At 39.7% G+C, this 12,881-nt stretch carries 12 protein-coding genes; 11 read left to right on the plus strand and 1 reads right to left on the minus strand.

Annotation, left to right across the window (positions count from 1 at the left end):
* Positions 1-99 precede the first annotated feature (99 nt).
* From tgt to ACPPVU_RS18985, 5 genes are all read left to right on the plus strand, one after another.
* On the plus strand, positions 100-1,230 hold the full coding sequence (gene tgt, locus ACPPVU_RS18965; protein WP_426668207.1) for a tRNA guanosine(34) transglycosylase Tgt: 1,131 nt from the start codon (positions 100-102) through the stop codon (positions 1,228-1,230).
* Positions 1,231-2,331, plus strand: coding sequence for an LptF/LptG family permease (locus ACPPVU_RS18970; protein ID WP_426668208.1), 1,101 nt, complete (start codon positions 1,231-1,233; stop codon positions 2,329-2,331).
* On the plus strand, positions 2,331-3,233 hold the full coding sequence (locus ACPPVU_RS18975; RefSeq protein WP_426668210.1) for a DMT family transporter: 903 nt from the start codon (positions 2,331-2,333) through the stop codon (positions 3,231-3,233). The genes ACPPVU_RS18970 and ACPPVU_RS18975 overlap by 1 nt, the downstream gene beginning before the upstream one ends.
* A 920-nt stretch (positions 3,234-4,153) precedes the next feature.
* Positions 4,154-4,432, plus strand: a complete 279-nt coding sequence (locus tag ACPPVU_RS18980) for a hypothetical protein (RefSeq protein ID WP_426668212.1) — start codon at positions 4,154-4,156, stop codon at positions 4,430-4,432.
* A 44-nt stretch (positions 4,433-4,476) separates the two neighbouring features.
* Positions 4,477-5,358 carry an NAD(P)-dependent oxidoreductase gene (locus ACPPVU_RS18985; RefSeq protein WP_426668213.1) on the plus strand — a complete coding sequence of 294 codons (882 nt, stop codon included), beginning with the start codon at positions 4,477-4,479 and terminating at the stop codon, positions 5,356-5,358.
* A 134-nt stretch (positions 5,359-5,492) separates the two neighbouring features.
* On the opposite strand, the gene ispE is transcribed toward ACPPVU_RS18985, so the two are convergent.
* On the minus strand, positions 5,493-6,290 hold the full coding sequence (ispE, locus tag ACPPVU_RS18990) for a 4-(cytidine 5'-diphospho)-2-C-methyl-D-erythritol kinase (RefSeq protein WP_426668214.1): 798 nt from the start codon (positions 6,288-6,290) through the stop codon (positions 5,493-5,495).
* A gap of 173 nt (positions 6,291-6,463) precedes the next feature.
* Between ispE and ACPPVU_RS18995 the strand changes: the two genes are divergently transcribed.
* The 6 genes from ACPPVU_RS18995 to ACPPVU_RS19020 all read left to right on the plus strand — a co-directional run bounded on the left by ACPPVU_RS18995 (position 6,464) and on the right by ACPPVU_RS19020 (position 12,853).
* Entirely contained in the window at positions 6,464-7,285 is an 822-nt protein-coding gene (locus ACPPVU_RS18995; RefSeq protein ID WP_426668216.1) for a thymidylate synthase, read from the plus strand.
* A 26-nt stretch (positions 7,286-7,311) separates the two neighbouring features.
* Positions 7,312-7,500 (plus strand): hypothetical protein, encoded by a 189-nt coding sequence (locus tag ACPPVU_RS19000; RefSeq protein ID WP_426668218.1) that lies wholly within the window; start codon positions 7,312-7,314, stop codon positions 7,498-7,500.
* Complete coding sequence (locus tag ACPPVU_RS19005; RefSeq protein ID WP_426668220.1) at positions 7,497-7,880, plus strand: type II toxin-antitoxin system death-on-curing family toxin; 384 nt, start codon at positions 7,497-7,499, stop codon at positions 7,878-7,880. Before ACPPVU_RS19000 ends, ACPPVU_RS19005 begins: the two co-directional genes overlap by 4 nt.
* Positions 7,877-8,359 (plus strand): dihydrofolate reductase, encoded by a 483-nt coding sequence (locus ACPPVU_RS19010; RefSeq protein ID WP_426668222.1) that lies wholly within the window; start codon positions 7,877-7,879, stop codon positions 8,357-8,359. Before ACPPVU_RS19005 ends, ACPPVU_RS19010 begins: the two co-directional genes overlap by 4 nt.
* A gap of 115 nt (positions 8,360-8,474) precedes the next feature.
* Positions 8,475-11,456: a protein translocase subunit SecDF gene (gene secDF / locus ACPPVU_RS19015; RefSeq protein WP_426668223.1), complete on the plus strand. Its 2,982-nt coding sequence runs from the start codon at positions 8,475-8,477 to the stop codon at positions 11,454-11,456.
* Between the two features lie 83 nt (positions 11,457-11,539).
* Positions 11,540-12,853: an NAD(P)/FAD-dependent oxidoreductase gene (locus tag ACPPVU_RS19020; RefSeq protein WP_426668224.1), complete on the plus strand. Its 1,314-nt coding sequence runs from the start codon at positions 11,540-11,542 to the stop codon at positions 12,851-12,853.
* The last annotated feature ends 28 nt before the right edge of the window (positions 12,854-12,881 follow it).

Raw genomic sequence — 12,881 nt, forward strand, 5'->3', positions numbered from 1 at the left:
AAATTATTATAATTTGTTACAAAGCCCCCTATGGCATGATTTTGTAAACTCAAAACATTCAAACATCTACAATATAAATGATTAATTTTGCGCCTCGCAATGAAATTTAGTTTAAAAGCACAAGATCCATTATCAAAAGCCCGCGCAGGCGAAATCACAACCGATCACGGCACTATACAAACCCCGATTTTTATGCCTGTGGGCACTGCCGGAACAGTAAAGGCAGTTCATCAGCATGAATTGAAAAATGATATTAAAGCTGAGATTATTTTAGGCAATACCTATCATTTATACTTAAGACCAGGCCTGGACACACTTGAAAAAGCTGGCGGTCTGCATCGTTTTAACGGCTGGGATAAACCTATTTTAACTGATAGCGGTGGCTACCAGGTTTACTCATTAACAGAAGTACGGAAAATAAAAGAGGAAGGTGTAACGTTTCGTTCCCATATTGATGGTTCAAAACACCTGTTTACTCCCGAAAATGTAATGGATACACAGCGGACAATAGGCGCTGATATTATTATGGCATTTGATGAATGCACGCCTTATCCTTGCGAATATGGGTATGCAAGGAGGTCAATTGAAATGACCCATCGTTGGCTTAAACGCTGCTGCGATCGGTTTGACAGTACAGAACCCAAATATGGATACAGCCAAACTCTATTCCCGATAGTACAAGGATCGGTATATAAAGATCTGCGCACCAAATCGGCAGAGGTAATTGCCTCATTTGAACGCGAGGGGAACGCCATTGGGGGGTTATCAGTTGGTGAACCGGCCGAAGAAATGTATGCCATGACCGAATTGGTATGTGATATATTGCCGTACGAAAAACCGCGTTACTTGATGGGTGTAGGCACGCCGGTAAATATATTGGAAAACATTGCATTAGGTATTGATATGTTTGATTGTGTAATGCCAACGCGTAATGCGCGCAATGGTATGCTTTTTACCAAAGAAGGTATTATTAACATAAAAAATGAAAAGTGGAAAAATGATTTTTCGCCTATAGAAGCTGACAGTAGTTTGTTTGCCGATACAAACTATACAAAAGCCTATCTTCGCCACTTAATACATTCGGGCGAAATATTAGGCGCACAAATAGCTACCCTGCATAACCTGCATTTCTATTTGTGGTTGGTGAAACAGGCACGTGAAAAGATCATCGCAGGCGAATTTTATAACTGGAAAAAAATCATGGTTAACCGTTTAGGTCAACGACTATAAATGAAAGCTTTTTTAAAACGATACCTAAAGGTAATTGACGTGTATATAATTAAAAAGTACCTGGGTACTTTTTTGTTTACGCTGTCTATATTTTCGGTTATAATGGTGGTGTTTGATATATCAGAACACCTTGACAACTTCCTGAAAAAGCAAAGCACCCTGCACGATATCGCTTTGCAATATTATGCCGGTTTTATTCCCTTTTATCTAAACTATTTATCCCCGCTAATCAATTTCCTGGCGGTGATATTATTTACTGCTAAAATGGCTAACCAAACCGAAGTTGTTCCGATTTTAACTTCGAAGGCTAGTTTTTCGCGCTTCTTAAGACCATATTTTATTACTGCCACACTAATATTTATTGTATCATTTTTTGCTAATGTGTACCTTATTCCCTTTACCAACAGGTTGAAGGTAGATTTTGAAAATTCACACTTCAGTGATTCCGATCCGACAAAAAACGAAGTGCATATGCAATTGGATAAGCAGACATATGTTTATGTAAAATCGTTTGATAATACTTCCAAAACTGGTTACCTCTTCATAATGGAGAAGTTTAATGGTGATGATCTGATTCAAAAGTTAGTGGCGACCAATATTACTTATGATTCTGTTAAAAGAATCTGGAAGATGAGAACCTACTCCGACAGGCACATCAATGGCCTGAAAGAAACCATGGTTTGGCACGGCAATGTTAAGGACACCACACTGGATATGCGCCCCGAAGATTTTGAAGTGCGCGATAATCAATACAGCGCCATGTCCATGAGTGTACTCAATAAAAATATTGAAAAGGCGCAACTGAGAGGAACAGGCGAACTTACCGACATGCTATTTGAAAAATATCACCGTTTTGTATACCCGTTATCCACGTATGTACTTACGCTGATTGGCGTTGCGCTATCATCACGTAAGGTACGCGGTGGTATTGGTTTACCACTGGGGCTTGGTATTATACTATGCTTTACCTATATATTGGTTGAACGATTTGCCCTGGTATTCTCTATAAAAGGCGGTGCCCCGCCATTGTTCTCTGTTTTTATGCCAAACGTATTATTTGGTGCTTTTGGCTATTATTTACTTGTAAAAGCTCCTAAATAATGCCACGGCAAGTTGCACCTGCTCCGCTCAACAAAAATCTTCTGATACTCCATTTCACCGTTTTCATATGGGGATTTACAGGCATATTAGGTAAGCTTATCAGTATAGCCGCAGTGCAGTTGGTGTGGTACAGAGTACTGATCGCATCGGTCTCTTTGTTCCTATATTTTAACTTTAACAAGACAGCATTTAAGGTAAGCAAAAGCACCTTTATTAAGCTGGCATGTACCGGTGCTTTGGTGGGTGGTCACTGGATATTATTCTTCCTTTCCATCAAATTATCTACCGTTTCCATAAGCCTGGTATGCCTGTCATCCATCACTTTATTCACGGCGATTTTCGAGCCGCTGATCAATAAAAAAAGAATTTCAAAGCTTGAGATCATTGCAGGGTTATTAATCATAACGGGTATCCTTATTATATTCAAATTTGAATCACATTACACTAAGGGTATCATAGCAGGCCTAACAAGTGCAGTATGCGCAAGTCTTTTTTCTATTATAAATTCAAGGCAGATCAAGCATCATGAAGCACCGGTGATCGCATTTTATGAACTGACCGGAGCCTTTGTATGGATATCTATTTTCCTTGCGGCAACCAACGGATACGATAAATCCATGCTGTTACAGCGTGCAGATATGGGCTATCTTTTCCTTCTTGGAACCATCTGCACGTCGCTTGCTTATGTAGCCGGAGTATCCGTAATGCGCGAACTTTCTGCCTTCAGGGTAGCACTCATCACTAACCTTGAGCCGGTGTACGGTATTATTATGTCCTTCGTTTTTTTTGGTGATATGAACAAAATGACCACGGGATTTTGGGTCGGCGCTGTTATTATTTTGTCTACTATCTTCCTTTTCCCTGTCGCTCAAAAGCAGATCATCAAGAGGAAAAATCGTTAATAACTCCCCTGTCATACCACCTCGCATCTCTTACTATAGTTGCTACTTTCTCCGGTATTCTCCATTCTTCACGGTGGGGTAGGGCATAGAAATGGCTTGTCACCAAAAGCATTTTAAAGCGTTTTAAGCGACCGGGATAAGAACCCATGTTCATACCTCGCTAAATAAATTTCGTTCGAACAGGCGCAAAATTCATTTTCTAATTAGTGTTCTGAATTGAGTATTCTGACAGACTTAAAAATTTGCACTATATAGCCATATAAGCGATAATATAATTCATTATTTTTTGAATAGTTAAAATTTTAATAATATATATATTATTAATAATCAAATAAATATATAGATTAATAAAAGTATTAATTGAGTAAATATAGCAATCAAAAATAAACAAAAACTAACATTTTTAGCATTTCGACAAATTGTCCAAAAATATGATATTCAAAAAATTTATAATGAGGCTTTTATGACAGGTTATATAAATATAAAATCCACAAACATGATTTTAAAATACAAACAACTTATAGTGTATTGACATTGAAATACAGGATTTCTAAAAATTAGCTCCCATGATGAAAATTATATGCGGGACAAAACTTGTAGGGCAAAAAAATCGAATCTCACAGAGCTGAATTTGAATGCGAGCAACACAATTCAATTTCAATATCAGAGGTCATTTTTTTTGGAGCTTGTGGCTTTCTTTTTTTTCGGAGTGAAAAAAACCTCAATGGCTTGGGTCTGAACATTCAGGTCTTTGTTCAAGTTTTTAATTTTTGAATTATTCCGAAAAAGGCCGGCAATATATTTTACTGAAGTTGTCTCATCCCTTCTTCATTTTCGTAAATTTATAGAAGCGTAAAACGCAACAAATTTTCTATCATTTAAAAACCGCACATTTCACAAGTGTTTAAATTGAAATTATCATGAGGATAAAAACGATGTTCATTATTTTCATTACAGTGTTGCTTACTGTAGTGATCATGCAAAATACCGACAAGGTACTCTTTACATTTTTGTTCGCAGATTTCAGGGTCTCCAAATTGGTAGTACTCCTGATAGTTGCCATAGTTTCATTTATCATCGGTGTGCTTGTTGGCAGACCCGGCAAACCAAAATACATCCCCGGTCAAAATGAAGAGATGGATAATTTAAAAAAGAAATCTGATACACTAAGTGACGAAGACAGGGAATACATCAGTTAATTTTATATGCAACAAAACATCGCCTTTAAAAACAATTCACCAATATGAAAATAGGATTTATCGGGCTCGGTAATATGGGCTTAAACATGGCCAAAAATCTGCTCGCATCAGGTCATCAATTGCAGGTTTATAATCGCAGTAACGAGAAGGCAAACGAGCTGGAACAATCGTCCATCACCAAGTGTAAAACCCCGGCGGAGGCGGCAAGCAATGTGTCGATAGTGATCTCTATGTTGTCCGATGATGACGTGGTAACAGAAACCACAACCGGTACTGATGGCATATTACAGACCTTACAAAAAGGAGCTCTTCATATTTCCATGAGCACCATCTCTCCGGACGTTTCTCAGAAACTTTCTGATCAGCATAAAAGTGCAGGAAGCAGTTACCTGGCGGCACCGGTTTTTGGTCGCCCGGAAGCTGCAGCTGCTAAGAAACTTTGGATATGTGTATCGGGTAGTCCACAGGCAAAAGAAACGGCCAAACCAATATTGGATTGCCTTGGTCAGGGTGTAATTGATTTTGGTGAAGACGCGGGTGGAGCCAACGTTGTAAAGATCGCAGGAAACTTCATGATCATGTCGTCTCTTGAAATAATGGCCGAAGCATTTACGCTTGCTGAGAAGCACGGACTGGACAGAACTAAGGTTGCTGACTTTTTTGGTTCAACCATTTTCAATGCGCCGATATATCAAAATTACGGGAAGCTGATAGCTAACAAACAATATGAGCCTGTAGGCTTTAAAGCGCGACTGGGCTATAAGGACGCCCGACTGGCATTTAAGCTAGCCCAGCAAAGTGAAACCCCTATGCCGATGGGAACGTTGATCCACAACCGTCTATTAAGCGCTGTAGCCAAAGGATTAGGCGACCGTGATTGGGTAGAGGCAGTTGGACGTGGAGTTACGGATGATGCAGGAATTTGATTTGGGATTTCGGATTTTCGATTTCGGAATTAAGAAATGACTAATTTGAAATTTGATATCGCTTATCAAATCTTCAATCTTATCAAAAATTCAGATTGAAATAAAATCCGAAATCGAAATTCCGAAATCCGATATTAATAAAACACCTGGTTTGTTTTTTCCAGTTCCGACAAATCAGGTGTTTTTTCGAATATACCGAATACAGACGCTCCACTTCCACTCATACTGGCGTAGATGGCACCAGCCTCGTATAAGGCAGCCTTTACTCCTCTTATTGATGGGTGATTTTTGAAGACAGATTCTTCAAAGTCATTTTTAATAAAATGTTTCCATTCTTGTATCGGTTCCAATATCAGATCATAAAGAGAATCTTTTACAAGAGACGGTCTTACTCCACGATAAGCCTCCCCTGTTGATACATGAACCGGCGGCATTACCAATACTATTTTATATTTTGAAAGATCAAGTTTTATCGACTCAAACTGATCGCCCTTTTCAAAAGCAAACAAAGGTTTGTTCTCTATAAAAAAAGCACAGTCGGCACCTAACTGCCGGGCATAATCCAACATTTGGATGGTTGTTAGCCCCAAACTGAATAAATTATTAATCAATTTGATAAAAAACGCGGCATTAGCCGAGCCACCACCCAGGCCTGCCCCTATCGGGATGTGTTTTAACAGGTGGATATTTACCGGAGGCAGATCGTAATCCTTTTTGATCAAATGATAGCCTTTGATGCAAAGGTTATCCTCTATCCTGCCCGGTATCTCTAAGCCGGAAGAATTAAAAGTAAGCTCATCACCGGGCAAAGCTTCGAGCGCATCATAAATGGGTAGAGGATAAAATATGGTTTCGATATTATGATAGCCATCAGGCCGACGGTCAATTATATTGATGCCTATATTGATCTTGGCGTTTGGAAATACGATCATTCAGATTGATTAACAAAGATGTATTTTTGAACATCCGTAGGATACCAAAAATAGATTATTTTTCTTTGTATTTTGAATTGTTGTAAAGTTGCAAGGTTGGAATGTTGAAAGGTTAAATAAAACTTCAACCCAATCAACTTAGTCAACTCAGTCAACTTAATCAACCAACTAAAATGAAACAATACCTCGATTTGATGAAGCATGTTTTGGACAATGGCGCCCAAAAGCATGACCGTACCGGAACAGGAACGCTGAGTGTGTTTGGCTACCAGATGCGTTTTAATCTGCAGGATGGTTTCCCGTTGGTTACTACAAAAAAATTACATCTTAAATCGATCATACACGAGTTAATATGGTTTTTGCAGGGTGATACCAATATTGCCTATTTGAAAGAGCATGGTGTGCGCATATGGGACGAATGGGCTGACGAGCACGGAAACCTTGGACCAGTGTACGGTTACCAGTGGCGCTCATGGCCAAAACCTGATGGCGGACATATAGACCAGATCACCCAGGTGGTGAACCAGATCAAAAATAACCCCGACTCACGTCGCATTATGGTTTCTGCATGGAACGTTGCCGATGTTGAGAAAATGGCACTTCCGCCCTGCCATAGCCTTTTTCAGTTTTATGTGGAGCCCCCTAACCCCCTAAAGGGGGAACTAGTTGGCAAACTTTCCTGTCAATTATACCAACGCAGTGCGGATATTTTCCTGGGCGTGCCTTTTAACATTGCCTCATATGCATTGCTAACCATGATGATGGCGCAGGTATGCAATCTGCAGCCTGGCGACTTCGTGCATACTTTCGGCGATGCCCACCTTTATAATAATCACATAGAACAGGCGAACCTCCAATTAAGCCGCGAACCACGCCCGTTGCCAACAATGAAGATAAACCCGGATGTGAAGGATATCTTTCAATTTAAGTTTGAAGATTTTACTTTGGAGAATTATGATCCGTGGCCGCATATTAAAGGAGCGGTAGCAGTGTAGCTGATTAAATTTGTTTAAATTTGTATATGACTTCTGTTGAGATAAAAACCGAAATACAAAAAGTAATCGATCAGGTACCTGAAACTGTACTTCCGGATGTCTTAGATTTTTTAAAAGAATTACAAATTAAATCTGAGGACCAGATAAAGCTCGTCAATAATCTTAGAAAAATCATTTCTGAAGATAGGGAGTTGCTTCAAAAGCTTGCCCAATGATTGACTTAGGAAAAGCTCATTACGTTCATAATACTTTAATAGATAATTTTGGCGGTAGCAAAGGCATCAGAGATTTAGGAGGTTTAGAAGCTGCCCTTTATCGACCTTACGCAACCTTTGATCAACAAGACCTCTATCCTACACCAATTGAGAAAGCCGCCGCAATTTTTGAAAGCATTATAATCAATCACCCTTTTATAGATGGGAATAAGCGAACTGCTTATGCATTGATGCGATTAACTTTGTTTGAAAATAATATCGATCTTATAGCTTCGCAAGATGAAAAATATCAAATGACCATTTCCGCGAGCAAAGGAGATATTGGGTTTGAGGAAATCAAACAATGGCTAATCAAACGAATTATTAGAATTAATCGATGACAGTAACGATAGTAGTAGCAATCGGAGAAAATAATGCCATCGGTAAAAACAACCAATTGCTTTGGTATTTGCCTGCCGATCTGAAACATTTTAAAAATATAACTACAGGTCACACAGTAATTATGGGACGCAAGACCTATGATTCGGTTGGCAAGCCCTTGCCCAATCGCCGAAATATTATTATTACCCGTCAGAATATAACTATTGAGGGTTGTGAGGTTGTTAAATCTATTGAAGATGCTTTGGCATTATGCGCCGGTGAAGAAGAAGTATTTCTTGTGGGCGGAGCCGAAATTTATAAACAATCTATTCACCTTACTGATCGCATTTATCTCACCATAGTCCATCAGAAATTTGATGCTGATAGCTTTTTCCCGGAGATCAATTATGACGAATGGCAAGAAACTGAACGTGAAGATCATCAGCCTGATGAGAAAAACAAACTCCCTTATTCATTTATCACGTTGGACAGGCGGTAACATTTAAAAGCTTTAAATTGTTTGAATATAAAATTTTATGCTTATAAAATTTTATTAGATTTGCCGTCTTGTTAAAAAAGCTTATAAACTAATTTATTACATATTATAATTTACAATGCAAGGTAAAGGGGTTATTCAATTTTTCGCCATTCTGCTGGCAGCGGTATGTTTATACCAGCTTTCATTTACATGGGTAGCGCGCAAGGTGGAGAGTGATGCAAAAGCATACGCGAAAGGTAATGCAAAAAAAGAAAGAGCATACCTGGACTCAATGGAAACACAGCCGGTTTATCCGGTACTAAAACACACTTATCAATACTGCAAAAGCAGGGAGCTGGCGTTAGGTCTCGACTTACAGGGTGGTATGAGTGTTACCATGCAGGTATCGCTTCGTGATCTGGTAAAGGCATTATCTGGTAATAATCCGGATGTTGTTTTAGCTCAGGCTTTGGATAAAGCTGATGTTGATAGCCGTACCAGCCAGAGCGATTACATCACATTGTTTGTTAACGAATATGAAAGACTGAACCCTAATGGTAAACTGGCTTCATTGTTTGCAACGCAGTCAAATCAGCAAGAGATCAAATACAACTCTACCAATGCTGAAGTTGAAACTTTCCTGAAAGCACAGGCAAGTGTGGCGGTAAAACAAACCTATACTGTATTAAACACCCGTATAGATCAATTTGGTGTAACCCAGCCAAACATTCAGCTTTTAAGTGACAGGAACCAGATATTGGTTGAACTTCCTGGTGTTACCGAGCCAGAACGTGTTCGTAAACTTTTACAGGGTACTGCAAAACTGGAGTTTTATCAAACTTATGATAACGCCGAGGCTTACCAGGTATTAAGCAATGTAAACGGCTTCCTTGCTGCAAAAAACAAAACAGTAACAAAAGATACTGCTAAAGCTTCAACTAAAGACGTAGCTGCTAAAAAAGATACCACTGCTAAAAGTGGCGCTTTATCTTTATTAAATAAAGTTAACAAAGGTGCTTCCAAAGATACATCTCTGTTAGGAAGCAAGGCCAAGTTGGCCCAGCAAAATCCACTATTTGCGGTTTTGCAACCAGCAGTAGGGCAAGGACAAAACGGACAACCACAATTACGCCCGGGGCCAGTTGTTGGTTATTCTGATCAAAAAGACACTGCAAAGGTTAATGCATACCTGCGCAGCCCTGAAGTTAAAGCTATCATTCCGCAAAGCATGAAATTTTTGTGGGACGTTAAGGCAATAGAAAAAACCAAAACATTTGAACTATACGCTATTAAATTAGCTGGTGCTGATAACGGTCCTGTACTTACCGGTGATGTTATCAACGACGCAAGAAGTGATATCGACCAAACTAAAGGCGGTTGGGAAGTAACCATGTACATGAACCCACAGGGTGCACAAAAATGGAAAGAAGTAACTGCCGCTGCAGCGCCTGGCCCATCACATAAAGATCCGCAAGCTATTGCCATTGTATTGGACGATAACGTTTACTCAGCTCCAAGTGTACAAAACGAGATATCTGGTGGCGTTTCATCTATATCAGGCGGAAACTTTACCCAGGAACAAACTACTGACTTAGCCAACGTATTAAAAGCTGGTCGTTTACCTGCTCCTGCTCTGATTGTTTCTGAAGATACTGTAGGTCCAACTTTAGGTGAGCAAGCCAGCCATGCAGGTTTACTTTCATCCGTTTTAGGTTTCGTAGTAGTGTTGATATTCATGATCGCTTATTACAACCGCGCAGGTACTATTGCGGTGGTAGCGGTAATTATCAACGTATTCTTCCTGATGGGCGTATTGATCAGCATTGGCTCGGTATTAACCATGCCGGGTGTTGCGGGTATCGTGCTAACGCTGGGTATATCGGTGGATGCCAACGTACTGATCTATGAACGTGTGCGGGAGGAGCTGGCTTTGGGCAAATCCATTAAGCTCGCTGTTGCCGACGGTTTCAAACATGCCTTGTCGTCTATATTAGACTCCAACATAAGTACCTTCTTAACAGGTTTGATCCTGCTAGTATTTGGTAGCGGCCCTATTAAAGGTTTTGCGGTAGTATTAATGATCGGTATCATTACCTCATTATTCTGCTCATTGCTTATATCAAGACTTGTTTTTGAATGGATGATCACCAAAGGATGGGATATTAAATTCTCAAACCCATGGAGCTCACACACTTTCAAAAATGCAAACTTTGGTTTCGTAAAAAATCGTTTCAAATTTTACATATTCTCAGGTGCATTTATTGCCCTTGGTATTGGATCTATGTTCTATCAGGGCTTTAACTACGGTGTCGATTTCGTCGGCGGCCGTACCTATGTGGTTCAGTTTGATAATAAGAATATAACCCCCGAGACTGTACATGGTGCAATTGATAAGGTTTTGGGTGCAAGCGAGGTAAAAACTTTCGGAGTTGATAAAATTGCGATCACTACCAAATATTTGATCGAAGATAACAGTACTTCTGCCGATGCTAAAGTTGAAACTACACTGATCAACGCATTAAGCCAGCAGCCTGCAACAAAAATTACCAGTACTAATATTATCAGGTTCCAGAAAGTAAAGGCCACGATAGCTGAAGGCCTTAAAAAATCTGCCTTCTGGACTGTGCTTTTCGCAATTATCGTTATCTCTGGTTATATACTAATCAGGTTCCGTAAATGGCAGTTCAGTTTGGGTGCGATGGTTGCAACCGCACATGACGCCCTTATGGTGCTTTCCTTCTTCTCGATATTTAAAAATGTTATTCCATTCCTTGATATTGACCAGTCGTTTATAGCAGCCATACTGACAGTAATTGGTTATTCAATCAATGATACCGTGGTTGTATTTGACCGTATCCGCGAGTTCCTGCATTTGCATCATTCAAAAACTGATGACCCTAAGGAAGTGATCAATCACGCGATTAATAAAACATTAAGCCGTACTATTATCACTGCATTGACCGTATTATTCGTGTTAATTGTATTGTTCATATTCGGTGGTGACGTTATCCGTGGCTTCTCGTTCGCATTATTGGTGGGTGTATGCTTTGGTACATATTCGTCCATCTGTATTGCAACTCCGGTAATTGTCGATTTCGGTAAAAAAGACCTGAAATAAAGTCATGTAAATTTTATAAAAAGGCTCCAAATAATATTTGGAGCCTTTTTTGTTTATACTTGAATGTATATAAACATTTAAAAATGAAAGCGACAGAAACATCAAGATTTCCGCAAGTAGTAATTATAGGCGGTGGTTTTGGCGGCCTCGAGGTAGCCAAAGCATTAGCCGACCAACCTGTTGATGTATTAATGCTGGACAAGCATAACTATCATACTTTCCAACCCCTGCTCTACCAGGTTGCAACCGGTAGTTTGGAGGCTGGCTCTATTGCATTCTCACTGCGAAAGAACTTTGACGATCAAAAAAACTTTCGTTTCAGAGTGGCTGAAGCAACACAGATAAATCCTGAGAAAAATACAATTGATACCACTATTGGTGAAATTGCCTATGATTATTTGGTCATAGCCTCAGGCTCAACCACCAATTTCTTTGGCAATAAGGATATCGAACATCATGCTATGCCGATGAAGTCTATTCCAGAGGCGCTTGATCTGCGATACATGTTACTCCAACACCTGGAAGAAGCAGTATTAAAGGCAACTAAAGAAGAGCGTGAACCTTACCTGAATTTTGTGCTGGTTGGCGCAGGCCCGACAGGTGTTGAATTAGCAGGCGCATTAGCCGAGTTAAGAAACAACATCCTTACCAAAGACTACCCAGAATTAAAAAAGGATGAAATGAAAGTTTACCTGGTAGACTTTATGCCAAGGGTATTAAGCGCCATGTCTGAACAAGCATCTGCGGCAGCAAAAGATTTCCTGACCAAAATGGGTGTGGAAGTTTTGGTGAACGTAAAAGTGGATAACTACGATGGGGAAACTATCACTTTTGAAGGTGGTAAAAGTGTTCGGACCAAGAATGTGATCTGGTCAGCAGGTGTAATGGGCAGTGTGCCTGAAGGATTAGATAAGGACATTATTATGCGGGGCAATCGTGTCAAAACGGATAATATTTGCCGGGTTGAAGGCTTCGAGAATATTTTTGCTATTGGCGACGTAGCAGCCATGATCACCAATGATACTCCAAAAGGGCATCCGGGTGTGGCACAAGTGGCTATACAGATGGGTAAAACAACCGGTAAAAATATATTGCATTTAATAAAAGGTGAAACTACTGAATCTTTTAAATATTTTGACAAAGGATCATTAGCTACCATCGGTCGTAATAAAGCAGTTGCAGATTTAGGCAAGATCAAATTCCAGGGATTTTTTGCCTGGGTAGTATGGATGTTTGTGCACCTGATCTCACTTTTAGGGTTCAGAAATAAAGTGGTTGTTTTTATCAATTGGGTAGGAAGTTATATCAGCTATAATGGCGGCTCACGGTTGATCATCAGAAGGTTTGTTAAGGAGGCAGTTCCGCAGGACGCTGAACCTCTGCCAAATAGTGATTAATAAGGAAATAAGCTGCTATATTAGCTTT

Source organism: Mucilaginibacter sp. McL0603 (assembly GCF_049992945.1).
In the GTDB taxonomy this organism is placed as follows: domain Bacteria; phylum Bacteroidota; class Bacteroidia; order Sphingobacteriales; family Sphingobacteriaceae; genus Mucilaginibacter.

Bases quoted from the DNA above. Each gene is read 5' to 3' on its own strand.
- tgt (WP_426668207.1), top strand. From the start codon at position 100: ATGAAATTTAGTTTAAAAGCACAAGATCCATTATCAAAAGCCCGCGCA.
- ACPPVU_RS18970 (WP_426668208.1), top strand. From the start codon at position 1,231: ATGAAAGCTTTTTTAAAACGATACCTAAAGGTAATTGACGTGTATATA.
- ACPPVU_RS18975 (WP_426668210.1), top strand. From the start codon at position 2,331: ATGCCACGGCAAGTTGCACCTGCTCCGCTCAACAAAAATCTTCTGATA.
- ACPPVU_RS18980 (WP_426668212.1), top strand. From the start codon at position 4,154: ATGAGGATAAAAACGATGTTCATTATTTTCATTACAGTGTTGCTTACT.
- ACPPVU_RS18985 (WP_426668213.1), top strand. From the start codon at position 4,477: ATGAAAATAGGATTTATCGGGCTCGGTAATATGGGCTTAAACATGGCC.
- ispE (WP_426668214.1), bottom strand. From the start codon at position 6,290: ATGATCGTATTTCCAAACGCCAAGATCAATATAGGCATCAATATAATT.
- ACPPVU_RS18995 (WP_426668216.1), top strand. From the start codon at position 6,464: ATGAAACAATACCTCGATTTGATGAAGCATGTTTTGGACAATGGCGCC.
- ACPPVU_RS19000 (WP_426668218.1), top strand. From the start codon at position 7,312: ATGACTTCTGTTGAGATAAAAACCGAAATACAAAAAGTAATCGATCAG.
- ACPPVU_RS19005 (WP_426668220.1), top strand. From the start codon at position 7,497: ATGATTGACTTAGGAAAAGCTCATTACGTTCATAATACTTTAATAGAT.
- ACPPVU_RS19010 (WP_426668222.1), top strand. From the start codon at position 7,877: ATGACAGTAACGATAGTAGTAGCAATCGGAGAAAATAATGCCATCGGT.
- secDF (WP_426668223.1), top strand. From the start codon at position 8,475: ATGCAAGGTAAAGGGGTTATTCAATTTTTCGCCATTCTGCTGGCAGCG.
- ACPPVU_RS19020 (WP_426668224.1), top strand. From the start codon at position 11,540: ATGAAAGCGACAGAAACATCAAGATTTCCGCAAGTAGTAATTATAGGC.